The following is a 20,296-nucleotide window of genomic DNA, read 5'->3' as shown; positions in this document are numbered from 1 at the left end:
ACGGTAATCTTTGGATTACTTGCTCGCGTCTAGCAAACCTGCGTTAACAGTTAACGAACCGTCACCGTTTCCTTCGGTGCGTGTGAACTGAACAATCTGAGAGCTCATTTCACCATGAGCGAGTTCTTCCCCCGATCCTGGAGCAACTACCGTAGAGTGGGTTGCATTGGATGACTCATCAAAGTACGAAGCGACACGTGTACCAGTGGCATCAGTAGCCGTATTCACTAATCCTAGTTTCTTAAAGAGTGGCTCTGTACCCGCTGTAGGAATGTTCGACACCTTATTGGGAATAGTCGCATCACCATTGGATTGAATACCCAACAGGGACCCGCTCACTTGAGAAGCGATATTGAATGGGTCAACGTTGTCTAACACGGTCTGTGCCGCGTAAGTAAATGAGGTCAATATACTATCGATGTCACTTTTCGTTTCGGCATCCGCATCGCTATAGAAGCTGTTGAAACAAGCGCCTGGGTCATCTTTGGTCGGACATGTATTCGCGTAGTAATTTAAGTAACTTGGTACTGCCGTAGCCGTGATACTGTGCTTGATGATTGGCGAGAATGACCCTGATTCAAGCAAGAACGGTGCAATACCGCCACCCGGATTGGCTAATGTTGCTGTCTGGTAACTAAACATTGAATCAATCGCTGGATTAACTGATGTATTAGCAACAGCATAGCTACTAATACCAGTAATGCCGCCGATAGAGTGGCCAATAAGAGAAACATTGGCTTGGTTTACCGTTTGGAAAGCCAATTCCGTTGGATCTACGTAGTTTAATGCGTAACGTAGCCCTAATCCGTCAATAGCACCTTGGCGAATGTTGTCTCTTGCCACTGGCAAGTATTCAAGATTCATAAAGACTGTAGGCGTACTTGGCGTTGTTACGGTGCCATCAGACAAGGCACGTTGTCCATGCAATGGTTGATCAATAGCAATTAACGCATAAGGTGTTTTGCCCGTTTGAATAGCGGTACTGATGTGGCTCAGTGCTAATGCATAAGCGCTTTCCTTTAGGTTGGTGATTCCGTGCTGATATTGCAGTAGTGGTACGTTATCTGCACCCGTTCCCTTGGGAACAAACATGATGAAAGGAACCTCTTTCACTGCACGAATTTGTGGAACCGCGCTGTATCTGGTCATAATTCGATCAGTATCCAGTTGAGTGCCATCGGCCAATGTCAGTTTCGCACCAACAAGAAGTGCTTGATGCTGAACAGAGTAGAGCTGAGCTGGCAGATCCGTAAAACCTAAATCGATTAACTGCTGGCTAATCGCTGCTTTATCAGCGTTAGAGCCTGAACTCAAGGTCTTTAGGATCTTAAACACACTTGGCATACCACTGCGCCAAGGTTGTGTTTTCCACTCTTTACCATTGACTTGATCACTCAAGAAGTAGGGCAGTTTGACCGTACCACGAAAAACTTGAATGGAATCTAGTGTCGGTGCGGCAGCTGCTAACGCATCGTAACTGTTTTTTAGTGCGTTGGCCTTGTCATCACCAAATGCCGCTTTGAAAAGTGGATCATTGGTGACTGCTGCGCCGAAATCGGCACCAGCATCGTCTGCGTCAATGCTGTAAAGCGAGTTGAGCTCGTCAACTGAGAGGTTGTTTGGGTTCGCGCTTCCTTTCCAAACACCAGAAGGCTTAACAGCAGGATTCACTGAGGCGGCAATCGCTGCTTTTGTTCCTTGCATTACATTGCCTGCTGATGCAGTCGTAAACCAAGAAGAGTAAACAATTTCATCTTTGCTGGTGACTTGATCGTTATCTTCGAAGGTTTTTTCAATGTTCCAGATAATTTTTTGTGGTGCCGCCAATAATCCAGATTGAGCTGTTGAAGTTTTCAAGCTTGCATATGAACTGGATGTACCCAACGGGTTGTTGTTGCTATCTTTGATCGAATCTGTAAGTGCATAGATGTAGTTTGATGCAGGATCTAGACCTTTGAGAGGAAGGACTTTAATGCTCTTCAAATCGGTAGTGACGGCAAGAAAATCAACACCAGGAGTTAGTGCAGTAAAGTTAGTCATTGCTCCAGTCGCTAGGTCAACATCAACCTTTGCAACTCGAATTCCCGCATTGAGATTTTGGCTAAATGGCGAGCCATTGATCACAACGGTATCGTTCAGTAACGTCACACCATCAGCGAAGTTGAAGTTGATGCTGAATGGCATGATGGTACTCCAACCATCCGATTCACCCATCGCGACTTCGGGGTTATCTAAGCTGCTAGATTTGCCAGCACTTATAGGTATGTTCAAAGTGTGATCATTAGTGTCAAAAAGTAAAAAGGAAGGCAAAGGCACATCTGCTGAAGAACCCTTTAGAACGAATTTGACTGAAGCGTCACGCCCCAGAAGTGTTTGTACGTTTGGTTCAAAAGTAACCTTTCCTGTAGTTCCTGAGCTTTCAGTGTTATCACCACAACCAGCGAGCAGGATTGCCGAACATAGCAGTGATAGCTTAAATGTGTGTTTCATTGTGTTACTCCGTCAATCCTGATTAGTTAAAGGTGTAGTTCATTTGAATCGCGCTGATGTACGCGGTGCCTTCTGCGTCGAACTCAAATTTTCTATCCGCCGCGTTGGTCTCTTCAAATGGGCCTGATTTACTTTTCACTAACGCAAAACCCGCATCCAGCGTCATGTTTTTGCTCATGTTGTAAGTCAGGCCTGCGCTGTACCATGTACGGTCACTATCAGGAATACTCAAGGTGGCTTTACCCGCTTGTTCGTCAAAGGCAAAACCCACTCGGAAGGTCCAAGTTTCATTCATCACATAGGTAGTGCCGATAGAGTAACGGTTGTTATCTTCGTATTTTTCCGGCTTGTAGAAGCATTGACCAGGTGTACCATCATTACAGTCTGGTGAGGTCGCTTTGAGCTCGGTAAACGTGCTCCAATCGGTTTGCTGCCAGCCTAAATGCATCGCCCACTGATCGTTTAGCTGATGATAAGCGGAGAGTTCCATAATCGCTGGCAGACTGATTTGCAAACGCCCATCGACTTTAGCGGAAGTGGCAATGCCAGAATCGTAGCTGCTAAATTCACCATCATCGAAATCAAGATCGACTTTAGAACGGTAACCGAAACCAAAACGAGTACTTTCGCCGAGTTCATACAGCGCGCCAACGTTCCAGCCATAGCCAAAAGTTGTGCCAGTCATACCAATCAAGTTTTCAGATTTATCATTAGAACCAAATAGAGGAGCAAGTGAACCTTTATGGCGTGTCAGCTCCGCGTGGGCATAAACGAAGTTAACACCAGCACCGACGCTCAATGCTTCGTTGACGCGATAGGCGATATTGGGATTGAGACCAACAGAAACCAGTGCCGTGTCACCCGCCATATCTCCTGCTGAAATATCGTCTGGGTAGTCGGTTGCCACGCCATAGTTAGTAAACAGGCCAATACCCCATGCCCATTTCTCGTTTATTGGGCTGATGTAGTACGCCGCTGGTACAACCTGTAGCGGAGCCACGTCGTCAGACTGCTCTTTGCTGGTTTTGTCATAGACGTTGACTTCAGGGTCAACGATAGAGATAGCGCCAGAAAACTGCGCTACGTCGAAAAGAGTCATCGCTGCTGGGTTGCGAGCGAGTACAGAGGCATTGTCGGCAACGGCGCCTTCACCGGAAAATGCTCTGCCAAGGCCTGATGCTGAATGCTCCGCAACTTGGAAGCCGGCGGAATTAGCATGACACGCAAACAATACGGAGATTGCAAGCAGAGAGCAGTGCTTCTTGTTCATCCTTGACCCTCCTAGGGTTCATAATCGTGGACCGAAGTCCTTGTAATTGTTGTTTGTTGTATAGTGCAGATACAAAGAGTGCGTCTATGCACCTGCAATGTAAATGTAATGTTAAGTGAATGTTTATAAACTTGTCAAAGTTTGCTGCTCTTTTAAGCATTAGATTTGATGCATAGGTCAAATGACATTTTATAAGGGGCTGTATTATGTAGATTTTTTTTCTAGGAATGGTACGACCAGAATTGTTTAGCGCTTTTTTATAAGAATCATCAGACAGAGAGGCGTTTATGCCAATTTCATCTCTTTTCACCTCTGCTGCACAAAGGCATAATGCCAGCCATTGACTTCGCTTATCTCAGGTCTAATTTTGGAACTACTACATATTGAATTTCTTGGCCGTCCTTTACGTTTAGAAGGGTCAATGGCTGGGTGGCAGCAACTTTTTTGGGATAACGCATTAGTGTCTCAAATCGATGCGACGCAAGGGCAAGATGCCGCTTTCCATCACCAGTTCGTGTTAATGGCGGGTGAAGCGGAGCTGCGTTGTGAAGTGAAGGGAGAGTTACATTGGCAGCCATTTGAGTTTCACTATCATTGCTTGGTCAATGGCGAGACAAGCGCTCAAGGTATTCGGACAGAAAAGGACATCGAGCAGCAAACGCCCCTTACCCCAAGGCAAGAGCCGCGTAAGTTCAGCCTGATCGGCTTGGTTTCGCTGGGAATGAAAGCGCTAAAGAGTGCCAAGCTGATTAAAGTGGCGTTAGCGTCGATGAGTTTGGCGGCGTACTCTTGGCTGTTCTCTTTTCAGTTTGCCTTAGCATTGATTGCCTGTTTGGTGATCCATGAGTACGGTCACGTGCGAGCGATGAAATATTTCGGCATGAAAACCAAAGGGTTTTATTTGATCCCATTTTTTGGTGGCATGGCGCTCAGTGATGAGAAAATTAACACTCGCTGGCAGGATGTCGTTATCTCCATCATGGGGCCGTTCTTTGGCTTAATATTGAGTGTGCTGCTGACGTTGATCTATTGGTTGACCGGAGAGATGTTTTTTGCCGCTTTAGCCATGTTTAACGCCTTGCTAAACCTGTTCAACTTGCTGCCAATTTTACCCTTGGATGGAGGACATGTGCTCAAGAGCATCACTTTTTCGATGAACAGTTGGGTCGGCTTGGCGGGGGGCGTACTGACGGCGGCGGCTGGCGTTTATCTTTCGTACACTTTCGGCTTAACCCTGTTTGGTTTTTTGTTGGTTATGGGGATGTTGGAGATCGTGCTTGAGTGGCGAGGCCGGCATAACAGTCATCTTTTACCCTTAACGCGCTATGGTCAGACGATAGCTTTTACTTGGTATGTTGTGTCGGTAATGAGTTTTGTCGCCATCATTTGGCATTTTGCGTCTACTGGGGATGAGTTGATGCGCCTGCCACTGCTGATTCTCGGCAGTTAAACAATGTCTGCAAAAAACATGGCTTGCAAAAAACATTGCATGCAAAAACAAAGAGCTCCGAGTTTGGAGCTCTTTGTCTATCTGCGCTGCGATTAGCTTACACTTTGCATTTTGGTGCAGCCACGCTGCTTTTGGGGAGCTGGCTTATCTTGGTTTGCAGATCTTTTATCCGCGTGTTGTGTGAAGGGTGAGTAGAAAGCAGTTCTGGTGGCTGTTTACCCCCAGACGCTTTGGCCATGTTTTTCCAAAGTTCAATGCTCTGGTTTGGATCAAATCCCGCTTTGGACATGTACTCCAAACCGACCAAATCCGCTTCCGATTCTTGGGTGCGGCCATAAGGCAGAATCACGCCGTACTGCACACCTACGCCGAGCGCGGCCATCGTCACCTTCTGATATTCTTTGTATTCCGATGCGCCGATGGCAACGTTCGCCAGTTGCAAGCCAGCATTCGCTATCTGGCTTTGTGAGAGACGTTCATTACTGTGCTCTGCCAACACGTGGGCGACTTCATGACCAATCACAGTGGCTAATTGATCTTGATTGACCGCGACATTGAGCAGCCCGGTATAAACACCGATTTTCCCGCCGGGCAGAGCAAACGCGTTCACTTGCTCACTGTCAAACACCACCACTTCCCACTCTTTGAAACTGGGCTGAGGCGGAATCGTATTGGTGATCGCTTTTGCCACGCACTGGACATATTGGTTGAGGGCTTTGTCTTGGCTAATCGGCGTCTCTTTTTTCATCTGCTCAAAAGAGTTTGCCCCGAGGTTAGACATTTCCGCATCAGAAAACATCAGTAGTTGATTACGGCCGGTCGGGGAAGAGCTGCAAGCTGTAAGGCCAGCGACAGCAAGCAGGGCGGCAGCTTTTAATCGTGTCGACATCACCATCTCCATATCATCGAACTTTGGGTATATACTAGCGCCGATTATAACCAAAATCAGGTAAAACGATGAGTATCTGGAAAAAACCGATTGATCTTGAAACCTTAAACGCGACCTCTAAGAACACCTTGATCGAGCACTTGCAAATTCGATATACCGATTTTTCCGATCAAACACTCACGGCGACGATGCCCGTATGCAGTTTCACTCATCAGCCACTTGGCATGCTGCATGGCGGTGCGTCGGTGGTGTTGGCCGAAACCTTAGGATCACTGGCGGCCAATTTCAGTGTTGGTCCGGGGCACTACTGTGTCGGCCTAGATATTAACGCCAACCACATAAGGCCGATGCGCAGTGGTTTGGTGATCGGTACCGCTTCACCGTTGCACTTAGGCGTTTCGACTCAAGTTTGGCAAATTAACATCAGCGATGAACGGGAAAGATTGGTGTGCACCAGCCGTTTAACGATTGCGGTCAAACAGCATAAAGAGCGGGGCGTATAGCGATGGTGGTCGAATTTAGCCAAGGGAAGATTATTGCAACGCTGCACGAAGTGGTGATCAAATTGGCTTGCCACTCCGGTATCACTCTACAAGCTCAGGTAGACGCGTTGCAGTTAATTGGCCGTGGTGCGAATGTTATCGTTGCCAATGGTGCGGAATGTAAATGGTCGGTAAAACTGGATGATGAAAGCCAACTCGCTGAAATTTCAGCGCAAATTGGCATCGCTATCGAATAGAGAAAATCGTTTGCACTCACTTTGAAAAATAGGGAAACTGGTAGTCACGAAAATTGATGACTTGATTTCCCTTTTTATGAGTAGCCCGCGTCTTAGAGTTCAATTCGAAACCCTTTTTCAGCACTTCGATGGCAAAAACAGCGGAGTGCAACTGGAAGAGATCACCGACATTCTCTTCTGTACCCGCCGAAATGCCCGCATTGTCCTTAACAAGCTGGAAGAAGAAGGTTGGATCGAATGGCATCCGGCGGCAGGGCGGGGTAAGCTCTCGACGCTGATCTTTAAGCGCAGCAAAGCCGACGTCAGTGAAAATCTCGCCAGACGGTATCTCGAAGAAGGGAAAATTGGTCAGGCGCTCGAAGTGCTCGACAGTGACGCGGCGAAGCTGACGCAAGTGATCCAAGGCTATCTTGGTGTCTCACATCGCGAAGGCGAGCAGGTGGTGCGTCTGCCTTATTATCGTCCGCTGTCGATGCTCAACCCGCATCTGCAAATGCGCCGCACCGAAATTCATATCGCTCGGCAAATTTTTAGTGGTTTAACCAAGCTAGACGACAACGATATGCTGCAGCCAGATCTGGCCCATACGTGGGAAATGCTCTCAAAAGCGCATTGGCGATTCTATCTTCGTCCGGGAGTGCGCTTTCACAATGGTGAGCTGTTGACCACCGAAATGGTGATTGAAAGCCTGCGAGAGTTACATCACCTCAACCTTTTTGCCCATGTGCAATCGGTGAGCTCGCCCAGTCCTTGGGTAGTGGATATTCGGCTGTTTAAAGACGATCTCTACTTGCCGCTGGCCCTAAGTGAATCGCAGGCGAAAATTCTCTTGCCCCTGCGACTGCGCAGTGAAGACTATCATATTCGCCCAGTGGGTACGGGCCCATACATGGTGCAATCGAATGACGATAAGCGACTGATTTTAAGAGCGTTCGATGGCTACTTCGGATTTCGTCCACTGCTCGACCAAGTTGAGGTGTGGGTGATCGATGAATCGTACTCCTCAATGGTCTATCCAAGTTTAAGTAAACCGATGATGAACGCTTCGTCGCGCTCTGATGAGGTTGAACTCGACCCCGGTTGTACCTTTTTACTGCTCAATAAGCGCAGCGGTGTGGCGAAAGATCCGCGCTGGGCGGAGTTTTTCTCTGCAGTGCTCAATGGTTATCAACTGTTTAACCATGTGCCGCAAGACAAAGTGATTGAGCTTGGCTTGCTGCAAGCGTACGGCATCAAACCGGGTTGGATTGATCTTTATCCCAATCCAAACGCCCAGCCGCCGGGCGAGTTGGAACGCATTTCGGTCGCTTATCAAGCCAAGCACCCGATGTTTCCCGTGATAGCCAAAACCATCAAAACCATCTTAAAGCGCTATCGAATCGAGGTTGATTTTGTCAAATACGATTGCGCTTTAGAAACACCTGAAAAGGTCGACATTTGGCTCAAAGCAATGGGCATTGCCACCAACCGGGAAGATGCGTTGGCAGGGTGGCTGCTTGATTACAGCAATATTGAATCCATGAGCACAGACTACGATTTCCAGCGTTGGCTTGCGCTGGTGGAGAGTTGGCGCAGTGGCGTGCTAAACGATTTTCCTGCCAGAGAGATTGGTAAGCAGTTGGTGAAAAGCTTCCAGGTGATCCCAATGTTCCACTGCTGGCTCGGCGTCAACAAAGATCACAGTGGTGCGCTGCAAAACGCCAAATGCAATGCGCTAGGCTGGTTTGATTTTAGCCAAGTCTGGGTTAAGCCGGATCTGCAGCTTGAAAACGAAAATTGAAGATATGCGAGTTAGAAAAGAGGCCCAATATCGGGCCTCTGCGTATTCGAATGGTTTAATTGAGTTTAAACGCTAAAGATTCATATGGTTTGAGTGACAATGTCACGTCAAGATGCTGCTTCGCTTCATAGTTGCAAATCAAACATTCCACCGACTGGTTTCTTAATGCTTCGGGCAGATCAACACTCAGCGCCGTCTCGCTAAAGTTGTTAATCACCAGCAAAGTTTCATCCTGATGTCTGCGCAAGTAAGCAAACACGCAGTCGTGGTCTTCAAACAGCGGGGTGAAATCACCATACACAATCGCTGGGTGAGCTTTACGCAACTGAATCAACTTCTGGTAGTGATAGAAAATGGAATTCTGGTCGGCTAACGCTTGCTCAACGTTAATCGCCCCATAATTTGGATTGGTTTCAATCCACGGTTCCACTTGGCTAAAACCAGCATGAGGTGCATTTGACCACTGCATCGGGGTACGGGCGTTGTCTCGGCTGTTTTCATGGATCGCTTGCATCATATGCTCGTGTGAGACGCCAGACTGCGTTTTTACTTGGTAGAAATTGAGCGTTTCAATGTCTTTGTACTGCTGCAATGAATCAAAGGCGACATTGGTCATCCCAATCTCTTCCCCTTGGTAGATGTAAGGCGTACCTTTGAGGAAATGGAGCGCCGTTGCGAGCATTTTGGCGGACTCTACCCGCAATTCTCTATCATTGCCGTATTTGGACACCACACGTGGTAAATCGTGATTGTTCCAGAACAGTGAATTCCAGCCCTGATCAGCCAGTTCGGTTTGCCATTTAGTCAGCACTTGTTTGAACTGTTTTAGATCCAACGGAATCGGGTTCCACTTATCGCCATGTTGCCAAGTGAGCGCAATGTGTTCAAACTGGAACACCATAGAAAGCTCGTGGCGCTCTGGATCGCTGTAGAGTTTGGCGATCTCCGGTGTTGCACCCCAAGTTTCGCCCACAGTGAGCAGATCTTTGTCGCCAAAGGTGGCACGATTCATCTCTTGCAGCAGCGGGTGTAACCTTGGTCCATTACCCGTGATGCCTTTGTCGATCTCTTTACCAATCAAATCGATCACATCCAAACGAAAACCGCCGATACCTTGCTCAATCCACCAGTTCATCATTTGGTGTACTTCTTGTTGAACTTTAGGATTTTCCCAGTTCAGATCCGGTTGGCGTTTGGAAAAGAGGTGGAAATAGTACTGCTGTGTGTTTTCATCCCACTGCCAAGCACTGCCACCGAAAATCGAGCCCTGATCATCTGGCGCACCGCCATCGGGTTTGGCATCTCGCCAGATATAGTAATCGCGATAGGGATTGTCTTTGGACTTTTTCGCTTCAATAAACCAAGGATGTTCATCGGAAGTGTGGTTAACCACCAAATCCATCACGATCTTGATATCACGCTGTTTGGCTTTGGCCAGCAGCGTTTTCATCTCATCCATGGTGCCAAATTCAGCCGCGATATCTTGGTAATCGGAGATGTCGTAACCGTTGTCGTCCATCGGTGACTTATACACCGGAGAGAGCCACAGCACGTTAACACCAAGCTGGTGGAGATAATCAAGCTTACTAATGATGCCATTGATATCGCCAATGCCATCGTTATTTGAGTCACAAAAACTGCGCGGGTAAATCTGATAAACCACCGCGTCATGCCACCATTTTGTTTCCATTTGTTCTGCCTTCTAAACTCACATTTTATGCCTAACTATAGTGAGAAGTGGGCGGCAGATAAAATAGAATGCATGCCTCTTGATATAGATAATGGCTATATCATTGCGTATACTCAGCCTGCTGCGTGAAATTGAACAGGAATGCAGCGTGGAAAATGTGACTTTTATCTGAATGCTATGAATAGAACCTATCGATATTTTCTGATGGTGGCACGCGAATCCAACATCAAACAAGCCGCTGAAAAGCTCAATATCAGCCAGCCTTCGCTCACCACAGCGATTAAAAAACTCGAAAGCGATATGGGCGTCGCGCTGTTTCATCGCCGCTCTAAAGGGGTGGAGCTGACCGAATATGGTCGTCTGTTTAGAAACTACGTCGAAGAGCAGCAAGAAAAACACTCTCAGCTAATCCACCAGATGATGGACATGCAACAGCGCCATTCTGGCAAGCTGAAAGTGGGGACAGGAGAGGCGTGGTGGGAGCTGTTTGTGCGTGAAGCGATCGCCCGATACCAGCGACAAGTGCCCAATTGCTCACTGCATCTCGAGTTTGGGAACAACCTCTCGTTGATGCACCACTTGGTACAGGGGGAGATTGATCTCTTTATTGGCCATGAAGTGCATGGGCTGCATGAACGCTGCCAAGTGAACTTTATACCTCTGTTTCGTGATTACGAGGCGCTGTTTGTTCGCCGCGGACATCCTTTGCTGCAGAAATACAAAACCGACACCAGTAAGCGTTTGATAGCGCAAAACGACTTTGCGCTCCTGCGTGTTACGCCTGATCATGCAAGGCATCGCTCGGTGTTGGCTGAGCACATGAGCTCACCGTTTGATTTAGCCAACCAGCGTTTTCAAGGACGGGCGATTTACGATGTGGACTCGCTCTCGGCCAGCCTTGATCTGCTCAAAGCCAGCGATGCCGTGATGCCATACACCGACAAAATGTGCCTGTGGATGGCTGAGCATCAAATCGAAACGCTGGTGGTGAATCAAGAGCAACGCGGCAATATCGGTGTCTATACTAAAAAAGGTGTGGATGATGAAAAAACGCACCATTTCGTTCAGTTACTAAGGGAAAGCCATGGTCGATAACAAGCAAGCCTTCTGTGTCGTGTTGACGACAACCAATAACGAAGCCAACAAAAATCAGATAATCAAAGCATTATTGATGCAAAAACTGGCGGCCTGTATCCAAGAAATGGCGATAAACAGCCATTACGTTTGGCAGGGTGAGGTGTGTCAGGACGTGGAAACCTTGCTGGTGATCAAAACGCGCAAAGAGTTATATCCACAAGTTGAAGACCAAATCAGCCAGTTACACAATTACGAAGTGCCGCAAATTGTGCAACTGGAGATCCAAGATGGCTTTAATCCCTACTTAAGCTGGATTACGGCCAATACGCTGGAGTTGCAATAAAACATCAGTAGATAGGCCGTTTGGCTAAATTGAAATGAACGACTAAGCCACAAGATCGCAGTGAAAATCGCCACTGCGGGAATGATTTCTGCAATCCAAACCGCGCGTGAACTCGGCGCAATAGCAGAAAAAAGAAAAATGGACGGGTAAGCAATGGCAAAAAGCAGCAGCGTGCGGTTCAATTTCATCCAGCAGTTCCTTGTTAATATTCACGCGAATGATGACAGTATAATGAACATTGCTCAATTGCTCTGTCGTTGGAGAGACGCTTACAAAAGGTGTTGAATGTGAGGTAGCTCGTGCAACATTTGATCGTTTGCATTAAAACACTTCATTAAAGTTTGATTTACATTTGATTCGAGCGATAAAATCCGTCTCTCAAATTGAATAACAACAATCAGAAGTAAAGTCATGAAACTGGAAACCGTCGATTATCTCGCTGAAGATGCCGCTGAGCAATTTGTTAAGTCCCTGCGCGAAACAGGCTTTGGCGTTTTAAAAAATCATCCTATCCCGAAAGAGTTGGTCGAATCGATTTATAAAAATTGGTACGAATTCTTTTGCACTGAAGAGAAACACGATTTCCACTTTAACGTTGAAACCCAAGATGGTTACTTTCCCCCATCGGTCTCTGAAGTGGCTAAAGGTCACAGCGTCAAAGACATTAAAGAGTACTTTCACGTTTACCCTTGGGGGCAAATTCCTGCTCAGCTGAAAGAAGAGATTCTAGACTATTACCAGCGCGCTAATGCGTTCGCGTCTGAGCTGTTGGGCTGGGTTGAAGAGCACGCGCCAAAAGAGGTGCAAGAGAAGTTCTCAATCGCGCTGTCTGAGATGATCAACGGTAGCGAAAAAACGTTGCTGCGTGTGCTGCATTACCCACCAATGAAAGGGGATGAAGAGCCGGGAGCAATTCGCGCCGCGGCCCACGAAGATATCAACCTCTTGACGGTTTTACCTGCCTCAAACGAGCCGGGTTTACAGGTGAAAGCCAAAGATGGCTCTTGGATCAATGTGCCTTGTGATTTTGGCAACCTCATCATCAACATTGGTGATATGTTGCAGGAAGCTTCCGGCGGTTATTTTCCATCCACCACCCACCGCGTGATCAACCCAACGGGTGAGCGTCAGGAACAATCTCGCATTTCCCTGCCGCTTTTCCTTCATCCAAAACCGGAGGTAGTGCTTTCACAGCGTTACACAGCGCACAGTTACTTGATGGAGCGTCTGCGTGAGCTTGGTGTGATTTAAGCCCATCTTTTGCGTAAATCTGAACGAGACAGCCAAGCGGCTGTCTCTTTTTTTGTACATTGCTTCACGAACTGACATTCAAAACGAAATCTTGCTCGACAAATTGACGGGGTTGGCTTTGAATGAAAAAAGGAAACAAGGTAAACCTACCGTTCATACTTAACTTTATCTGAGCAAATAGTATTAAAGGCGTAAGACAATGCAGGAGCAGACCAATCTGGCGAGTACGTTTCAGACGTACATGGAAAACCCGCTGTTGTGGCCAATATTGGAGGTTCTTCGTAAGCAGCCCAGTGGATGGAAAGTACATACTTTAGCCGCTCATTTAGGTGAGCAGGGCTTTATTTATGCGCTTGACCCTCTGCCAGAAAAAGATTTATTCAAACGCAACTTTCTCATCATGAACGCGCTCTATCAGTTGCAAGAAACGCTTTATCCAGACAATTGGTTGCAAGTGGAAGCGATGGATATCGTGCTGATGTCAAGCCACGCCTGCGCTGGCCATACCATTGATGTTGATGATCCGCTGCGTGAGTATTATGTGCAGTGGCAAAACTACGAAGCCAATGAAGGGGAAGTGAAACGGCTGCTGAATGAGTTCTGGACCCGTTACCGCCGTTTTGTGGGGCACCACGAAGGTGATGATATCGATAGAAATAAGGCGTTGCAGCTTTTTGAACTGGATCAACACGCCAGCGCCGCTGACATTCGCAAACGTTGGCGTCGATTAGCACTACGTTGGCACCCCGATCGCGACAATGGCAATGCAGAGCGCTTTCGTATTCTTTGCGAAGCATGGAACGTTTTGCGTCACTAAGCTCACCATCTATGAAGTTCACCATCGATTAAGTCTACCAAGTAAAAAAACGCCCTGCATTGTGCAGGGCGTTTTTCATCAAGCAGAAAAATTAGTTGTTATTGCGAAACTGGGACTTACGCATGCGGTTAAGCGCGGCCATCACATCGAGTGGGCGAGGCTTGGCGAGGTCGCCCTGCTGGGGCATCTTCTCAAACCATGCGCCTTGCAGTAGTTCGGTAATGGCTTTGGCCGGGTTGTTACACCAACCGGGCATTTGTGCCAACTGATACCAAACCCAACCAATGGCATTCACCTCGTCAGATGATTCCAACTGCTCTAACGCCGAGATATCCGCAAACTCTTTACCAAAGCGCAGCGACTCTTTTCCTTTGGCGGAAACGCGGAACTTGCCATCGGTGAGAATGTTCATCAGCGCCTGACAGTTTAACGCGCGAGGCGGAAATGTGACCAAAGGTGATTCAGATTCGTTGTGGCGCTGGGTCGGGTGCAGTGCAATCACTTGTTTGGCTTTTTCTGTCACATCAACCGCTTGGTAATCGTGCATTTGAATCACAGTATCGGCGACGTCCAGATAATCGCCTGAGCCACCCATGACAATAATGGTAGAGATGTCCAACTCGTCACGCAATTGGCCAATTCGGTCAACCAATGGTGTGATAGGTTCGTCGCCTTTGGCAACCAATGCCTGCATACGCTCATCACGGATCATAAAGTTGGTGGCTGAGGTGTCTTCATCAATCAGCAAAGTGCTCACGCCACTTTCAACCGACTCCTGTAACCAAGCCGCTTGTGATGTCGAGCCAGAGGCATCCTGAGTGGTAAAATCGGCCGTCTCTTTTCCCATTGGTAAATGGTTGATGTAGTTCGACAGATTTAGGTGATGCACGCAGCGACCATCTTCCGCTCGTATCTTCATCGCATTGATGTCTGTCACACTGTACTCACGACCATCACCCGGGATGTGGTTGTAAATGGAGCGTTCAATGGCGCTCAGCAGCGTCGACTTTCCATGGAAACCACCACCGACAATCAAGGTAATGCCTTTGGGAATGCCTAAACCGCTGACAAAACCGCGATTCGGCGTATGCAGTGTTACTTGCAATGAGGCTGGCGCTTGAAACTCCACCGCCTCTTTCATTGGCAAATCACAGTTACCCGCTACGCGTGGCAAACGGCTTCCATTGGCGACGAAAGCAACCAAGCCGTGACTGGCTAACTGTTCGCGCAGCGACTCTTGGTCTTCGACGGTTTGACAATGTTTGATCAGCGCCTGTTTGTCGAGCTCTCGCTCGATGGTCGCGCGGCGGATAAATTTGGGCAGGTGGAAGGTGAGAATATTCAGCGCCTTCTTCGCCAGAATATCGCGCCCTTCCGCCGGAAGATTGACTCTAAAGCGCAGTTCAATGCCGTCTTCTGTAAACAGAACGGCAGTGCTATCAAGGACGGTTTGACCATGAAGAGCAATAGAAACGCTGGATTCTTGCTTAGCAAACTCAGCAAAGCTACGGGCGATGAAATCACGCGCAGCGAGTTGATAGGCGGGCGACTCATCACGCAGCCAAGAAAGGCCAGTTAAAGACCAAGCACGGAAAGCGCGGAATCGGGACGCAGAAGCAAAGGGATCCGACTGAACATAATCGATGTAAAGGTCGAAATCGCCAAAGTTGTATTGTCCTTTTATCTGCTGGTAAGCACGATAGTTTTGCTTTTCGAGCTTTTTGAGTTTTGCAGTCAACAGGTCCATAACAATCAGCCTTTTAGAAACACAAAAGCGGCGATTATAGGAATCGCCAGAGGAAGAGTAAAGCCAATTCGGGTCTTTGCCCGACATCATGACGTATGGTAGGCAAAAGAAGCGGTTCCGAGGAAATTCTGGTTGAACAAACCTTGCTCGAACTCGTTACTCGGCATCGGTTTGCCATATAAGAAGCCCTGGCCGATGTCGCAGCCTTCACGGATCAAAAACGCTTCTTGCGAATCCGTCTCGATACCTTCCATCACCACTTCGAGATCGAGTTTTTTTGCCACATGAATGATAGAGCGAATGATCTCTTCGTCTTGCTCTGAGTGCTCAATTTGCTGGACAAAACTTTTGTCGATTTTGATCGCGTCAAACGGGAATTTCTTCAGATAGCTGAAGGAAGAGTATCCTGTGCCAAAGTCATCGAGTGACAATGTCACGCCGAGTTCATGTAAGCGGCTCAATGTCGCTTTTGCCATCAGTTCATCGGAGATTAAACCGCTTTCTGTCACCTCTAGTTCTAGATAATGAGAAGGGAGTTGGTAAGCTTCCAACAGATCCTGCACTTGTTCCGCAAACAGTGGATTTTTCAACTGAATACCACTGATATTGACCGCTACGCGGAAATTTTCAACCACTTCGGACCACTGTTTGGCTTTTTCGATTGCCACGCGCAGCACAAACGCACCGACCTCAAAAATCAGCCCATTCTGCTCTGCCATATGGATCAGCGCTTCGTTGGATACATCCCCCAATACCGGATGGCTCCAGCGCAGCAGCGCTTCAGCACCAATCCATTTGTGGGTGTTGGGGCACACTTTAGGCTGAAAATAGAGCGTGAGGTCGTCATTGCGTACCGCTTGCAATAGATAACTTTCAATCTGGTTGTGATACAACAACGCGTCGGCGTGCGCTGAGGAGAAGTAGGTGTAGCGCTGCCCTGATTCTTTGCTGACCACCATGGCTTGATTGGCGTGGCTGAGCAGTTCTTCAGCGCTGTTTGTCTGCGTATCAGAGAGTGCGACACCGATAAACGCGTGCAGATGGACCTCATTGTTATCAATGTTGAAGGTGCTTTGACCCACACCAACAATCCGATAGAGCAAGGCTTCTAGAATTTGGCCGATTCTCTCTGATTGGATGACGATGACCAAATCATGAGAAGCCGGGCGGCCGGTTAACGTGAACATCGCGTCTGGTATGCTAATTTGGTGGCGATACGCTACCAAGAGCTCCTCAAACAGGGCGAAACCATACTTGGCTTGAATGGTGCGCGCATTGGTAAAGCCGATATGGATCACGGCGAGGTTGGTGGGATTGGATTGTTCTAACTGTCTCTGCAACTGGTTTTCCAGCGCGCTCAGATTCAAAAAGCCAGTGCCATGATCATGTTGTCGCTGATAATCGGCATCTTGCTCGGCAGCAAGACGTTTGTCTCTTTCCTGACTCAGTGAAAAGCTCAACTGAGCCAAGTTACTGGTTCGGCTTTCGACGCGATGTTGCAGCTCTTTGTTCAGCCTCAGCAGTTTTTCGTGTTGATAGACAACCGCTAATTGCGCTTCGATGGAGCTGCGAAAACAGCGCAGTAATTCTCGATAAGTGTCGCTGAAATGATTTTCTCTTTCGTCCAATAGACAGATGGTGCCAAACGCCTCGCCATTTGGCCACAGAAGCGGCAGACCGCAATAGGAGATCATGCCCAATTTTATGTCTGGATTTTTGTCCCATAGCGGGTCGCTCAGGGCGTTGGGAATCATCAGCTCTGCATTCGAATTAATGACACTTTCGCAATACAAGCCGTGACCTAACGTTTCCGAATCGCCTAATTTGTATGGGTTTAACGGTGTCTCGCTGGTGCGGCACACCTCGATGTGCTGCGGATGAATACGCATCACCAACGCGGCGGGCACGCCGACGATATCGGCAAGTAAATTGACGATCCGTTGCCAACCGTGCTGCATTGGTTCAGGAATTTGATAATCAAGCGTTTTGAATTTCGTCATGACTTGGCAGTCCTTATCCTCGTTGTGATTACATCCTGTGATCACATGATACGCCTTTGGTGCAAAGTGAGGGCGCTTGGGTCTAAGTATAGGAGTTCAGCAGGGCAAGATGAAAAAAAGTCCCGAAATGTGGTCAGGACTTCATCAGTCGAAAGCGGATTCTCAGGTTTAAGACGTTCACTAAGGCGACTTAGGGGCGCAATTTTTTCAAAGCCGCGAGATCAATCTCTTGAGTGTAGTCAACTGACTCAAAACCAAAGCCGTTTAATTTCAAGAATTCGTCTTTATACCCTTCGTAATCGCCAAGTTGCTTAAAGTTATTACCGTTCATCTCAGACAAAAGGTCTTGAACTTCTTGCTGAATATGCGGAGCCAGTTCCAACTCATCAATCCGGATCAGCCGTTCACCGTCAACGTCGACTTTCGCTTGGCCATACAGTTTAGTGCTGAATAAACGTTGCATCTGTTCAATGCAGGTTTCATGGCATTGCTCGGCTTTCATCACTTTATACAAGGCAAGCAGATAGGGAGACAACGCGGGAATAAACACGCTCGCTTTGGTCACCAAGGCTTTACAGACGGTGGCGTAGGCGCTGCCATTGAAATTGGCCATTTCCAAATTGAGCGCATGGCTGGTTTGGTGCAGATCGATTTTCGCCCGGCCTAGCGTGCCGTCAAGATAAATCGGGTGAGTGACTTCCGGCCCGATGTAAGAAAAGGCGACGGTTTTACAACCTTCAGCGATGGATTCGGTGTTGATAAGCGCATCCACCCAACTTTGCCAATCTTCACCGCCCATCACTTTGATAGTGTGCTCAGCTTCCTCATCACTGGCAGGCTCAAGCGTGGTTTCAATCCAACGGTCATGCTGTAAATCGATGGAGGCGCCCGTGACAGGCCGACCATAGGGTTTGATCACGCTACGCCAAAACTCACCGGGTTTGCCCGGAACGGGCCGTATGCCAGTCGCCAGACTATAGATAATTAGGTCAACTTCGCCATCGAAATAGGTCTCTATCGCTTCAATCACTTGCTCGCGCGTCTCTTTGGCAAAGGCGTCTCCGACGATGTTGATCGCGGTACGGCCTTCTTTTTGAGCCTGTGCTTTAAAAAAAATGTTGTTGTACCAACCCGCACTGCCAGTGCCTTTTTCGCTTGGACCACGTTCGAACGAGACGCCGATGGTGTCTGCTTTGGCTCCGCCAAACGTCAGTGCGATGCGAGCAGCAAGACCAAATCCAGAAGAAGCGCCAAGGATCAGTACCCGTTTTGGGCCTTGAGTGATCTGGCGCGCACGTTTTACGTACTCTATTTGTTGTTTAATTGCAGCTTCACAGCCATAAGGATGAGCTGAGCGGGCAACAACGCCATCAATTTGTGGTTCTATGCGCATGCCATTTTCCTGATTGGGGGACAAAGAGGCATTTAGGCTAACGTAAAGAAACGTATAATGATTTGAGCTAGGGCATTAAAATCAGAGATGTTTGCTAAACATTTCGGCAACAAATTCAGCGATCCAAGGTTGCGCGTCGGCGGTGGGATGCAGGCCATCTTGCATCATCCATTCTGGCTTAGTGATCACCTGCTCAAGGAAGAACGGCAACAATGGCACTTGTTGATGCTCCGCCAAAGTAGGGTAAAGATCGAAAAACGCTTGCGAGTAACGCTTGCCGTAATTAGGTGGAACGCGTATTTGCATTAAAGCAGGTTTCGCGCCCGACGCTTTTGTCATTTGGATCATCCGTGACAGATTGGCGGCGATGGTTTTGGGCGGAAAACCTCTGAGGCCATCGTTGGCACCCAGTTCAATTAACACCCAATCGGGGGAGTGGGTGGTTAACAGGTCTGGCAGGCGCGCCAAACCGTTGCCTGTGGTGTCGCCTGAAATACTGGCGTTGATCACTTGCACGTCTTTCCCGTAGGTTTTTAGTACGTCTGGTAACAAACTTGGCCATGCCTGCTGCGCTGGCATGTTGTATCCTGCACTTAAACTATCGCCAAGTATGAGAATTTTTTCAGCCGCCGTTGCCGCCCCTGACAGGATTAACATCAGCATTAAGGAAAACAATCTGACCATGCAATCTCCAGTAATTAAAGCAAAATCCGTTAGTAAACAAGTGTCTACAAGCAATGAGAAGTTAATTATCCTAAGCGATGTCAATCTTGAAGTCGCAGAGGGAGAAAGTGTGGCTATTGTAGGCACCTCCGGTGCAGGAAAGTCAACCCTGATGACACTCTTAGCTGGCCTTGATGTCGCCTCATCCGGCGAAGTTTATCTGCTCGATCAACCTTTGTCTCGTTTGGACGATGAAGCGCGTGCCGCATTACGCAGTGAATCGATTGGCTTTGTTTTCCAAAGTTTTTTGCTCATTCCAAGCCTGACCGCACTGCAAAATGTCACTTTACCGTGTCTGCTCAAAGGGGAAGAGGAGGATAACGAGCGAGGTAAAGCGCTGCTTGCCTCGGTGGGTTTGGCCTCGCGAGTGGATCACCTCCCGAGCCAATTGTCGGGTGGCGAGCAGCAACGGGTGGCCTTGGCACGCGCGTTTATGACGCAGCCGAAGATTTTGTTTGCCGATGAACCGACCGGCAATCTCGATCAACACACGGCAGAAAAAATCATCGAGCTGCTGTTTGAACTCAATCAACACCATGGCACGACGTTAGTGCTGGTGACGCACGATATGAAGCTTGCTCAGCGCTGCCAACGCGTGTTTAGCATGGATGCAGGTCAATTGTCGGAGGCAAGTTAG

Annotated in this window: 17 protein-coding genes and 1 pseudogene; 9 read left to right on the top strand and 9 right to left on the bottom strand. The window is 48.1% G+C overall.

From position 1 onward, the window contains the following. Positions 1-15 precede the first annotated feature (15 nt). Both I3X05_RS17340 and I3X05_RS17335 read right to left on the bottom strand, forming a co-directional pair. The gene (locus I3X05_RS17340; RefSeq protein WP_045572229.1) at positions 16-2,490 is read right to left on the bottom strand and encodes a VolA/Pla-1 family phospholipase; all 2,475 of its coding nucleotides are present in this window, start codon (positions 2,488-2,490) and stop codon (positions 16-18) included. Between the two features lie 22 nt (positions 2,491-2,512). Beyond that, positions 2,513-3,760 carry a porin gene (locus I3X05_RS17335; protein WP_045572230.1) on the bottom strand — a complete coding sequence of 416 codons (1,248 nt, stop codon included), beginning with the start codon at positions 3,758-3,760 and terminating at the stop codon, positions 2,513-2,515. Positions 3,761-4,127: 367 nt separating this feature from the next. Here I3X05_RS17335 and I3X05_RS17330 point away from each other — a divergent pair, with 367 nt between their 5' ends. Further along, the gene (locus I3X05_RS17330) at positions 4,128-5,210 is read left to right on the top strand and encodes a site-2 protease family protein (RefSeq protein WP_045572299.1); all 1,083 of its coding nucleotides are present in this window, start codon (positions 4,128-4,130) and stop codon (positions 5,208-5,210) included. Between the two features lie 97 nt (positions 5,211-5,307). Here I3X05_RS17330 and I3X05_RS17325 read toward each other — a convergent pair whose 3' ends face one another. Then, positions 5,308-6,099, bottom strand: coding sequence for a M48 family metallopeptidase (locus I3X05_RS17325; RefSeq protein WP_139046430.1), 792 nt, complete (start codon positions 6,097-6,099; stop codon positions 5,308-5,310). Positions 6,100-6,167: 68 nt separating this feature from the next. Between I3X05_RS17325 and I3X05_RS17320 the strand changes: the two genes are divergently transcribed. The 3 genes from I3X05_RS17320 (at position 6,168) to I3X05_RS17310 (ending at position 8,618) form a co-directional block, all read left to right on the top strand. After that, the gene (locus tag I3X05_RS17320; RefSeq protein ID WP_045572232.1) at positions 6,168-6,602 is read left to right on the top strand and encodes a hotdog fold thioesterase; all 435 of its coding nucleotides are present in this window, start codon (positions 6,168-6,170) and stop codon (positions 6,600-6,602) included. 2 nt (positions 6,603-6,604) lie between these two features. After that, entirely contained in the window at positions 6,605-6,838 is a 234-nt protein-coding gene (locus I3X05_RS17315; protein WP_045572233.1) for a DUF3389 domain-containing protein, read from the top strand. Between the two features lie 76 nt (positions 6,839-6,914). Next, positions 6,915-8,618, top strand: coding sequence for an SgrR family transcriptional regulator (locus I3X05_RS17310; protein WP_045572234.1), 1,704 nt, complete (start codon positions 6,915-6,917; stop codon positions 8,616-8,618). Positions 8,619-8,673: 55 nt separating this feature from the next. Here I3X05_RS17310 and I3X05_RS17305 read toward each other — a convergent pair whose 3' ends face one another. Beyond that, positions 8,674-10,308, bottom strand: coding sequence for a glycoside hydrolase family 13 protein (locus tag I3X05_RS17305; RefSeq protein WP_045572235.1), 1,635 nt, complete (start codon positions 10,306-10,308; stop codon positions 8,674-8,676). A gap of 177 nt (positions 10,309-10,485) precedes the next feature. Here I3X05_RS17305 and I3X05_RS17300 point away from each other — a divergent pair, with 177 nt between their 5' ends. Then, positions 10,486-11,403 carry a LysR family transcriptional regulator gene (locus I3X05_RS17300; protein ID WP_193167678.1) on the top strand — a complete coding sequence of 306 codons (918 nt, stop codon included), beginning with the start codon at positions 10,486-10,488 and terminating at the stop codon, positions 11,401-11,403. Continuing rightward, positions 11,393-11,728 carry a divalent-cation tolerance protein CutA gene (gene cutA, locus I3X05_RS17295; RefSeq protein ID WP_045572236.1) on the top strand — a complete coding sequence of 112 codons (336 nt, stop codon included), beginning with the start codon at positions 11,393-11,395 and terminating at the stop codon, positions 11,726-11,728. Before I3X05_RS17300 ends, cutA begins: the two co-directional genes overlap by 11 nt. Here the strand turns inward: cutA and I3X05_RS17290 are convergent. Then, a pseudogene (locus I3X05_RS17290) lies at positions 11,728-11,916 on the bottom strand (DUF2238 domain-containing protein); the annotation flags it as partial. The gene cutA and the pseudogene I3X05_RS17290 overlap by 1 nt on opposite strands. 223 nt (positions 11,917-12,139) lie before the next feature. On the opposite strand from I3X05_RS17290, the gene I3X05_RS17285 reads away from it, so the two are divergent. Together I3X05_RS17285 and I3X05_RS17280 are read left to right on the top strand one after the other, a co-directional pair. Beyond that, positions 12,140-12,979, top strand: coding sequence for an isopenicillin N synthase family dioxygenase (locus I3X05_RS17285; protein ID WP_337971333.1), 840 nt, complete (start codon positions 12,140-12,142; stop codon positions 12,977-12,979). A 199-nt stretch (positions 12,980-13,178) separates the two neighbouring features. Next, positions 13,179-13,796, top strand: coding sequence for a DNA-J related domain-containing protein (locus I3X05_RS17280; RefSeq protein ID WP_045572238.1), 618 nt, complete (start codon positions 13,179-13,181; stop codon positions 13,794-13,796). 91 nt (positions 13,797-13,887) lie between these two features. Here the strand turns inward: I3X05_RS17280 and I3X05_RS17275 are convergent, their stop codons facing one another. From I3X05_RS17275 to tesA, 4 genes are all read right to left on the bottom strand, one after another. Beyond that, the gene (locus tag I3X05_RS17275; RefSeq protein WP_045572302.1) at positions 13,888-15,543 is read right to left on the bottom strand and encodes an ABC-ATPase domain-containing protein; all 1,656 of its coding nucleotides are present in this window, start codon (positions 15,541-15,543) and stop codon (positions 13,888-13,890) included. Positions 15,544-15,629: 86 nt separating this feature from the next. Next, the gene (locus I3X05_RS17270; RefSeq protein ID WP_045572239.1) at positions 15,630-17,543 is read right to left on the bottom strand and encodes a bifunctional diguanylate cyclase/phosphodiesterase; all 1,914 of its coding nucleotides are present in this window, start codon (positions 17,541-17,543) and stop codon (positions 15,630-15,632) included. A gap of 190 nt (positions 17,544-17,733) precedes the next feature. Further along, positions 17,734-18,936, bottom strand: a complete 1,203-nt coding sequence (gene fabV / locus I3X05_RS17265) for an enoyl-ACP reductase FabV (RefSeq protein WP_337971332.1) — start codon at positions 18,934-18,936, stop codon at positions 17,734-17,736. 81 nt (positions 18,937-19,017) lie between these two features. Continuing rightward, the gene (gene tesA, locus I3X05_RS17260; RefSeq protein ID WP_045572241.1) at positions 19,018-19,620 is read right to left on the bottom strand and encodes a multifunctional acyl-CoA thioesterase I/protease I/lysophospholipase L1; all 603 of its coding nucleotides are present in this window, start codon (positions 19,618-19,620) and stop codon (positions 19,018-19,020) included. On the opposite strand from tesA, the gene I3X05_RS17255 reads away from it, so the two are divergent. After that, the gene (locus I3X05_RS17255; protein WP_039444639.1) at positions 19,619-20,296 is read left to right on the top strand and encodes an ABC transporter ATP-binding protein; all 678 of its coding nucleotides are present in this window, start codon (positions 19,619-19,621) and stop codon (positions 20,294-20,296) included. The two genes, tesA and I3X05_RS17255, sit on opposite strands and share 2 nt — an antisense overlap.

The sequence above is a fragment of the Vibrio navarrensis genome (assembly GCF_015767675.1).
GTDB lineage: Bacteria > Pseudomonadota > Gammaproteobacteria > Enterobacterales > Vibrionaceae > Vibrio.
This window is presented reverse-complemented; position numbering and strand designations above follow the sequence as displayed.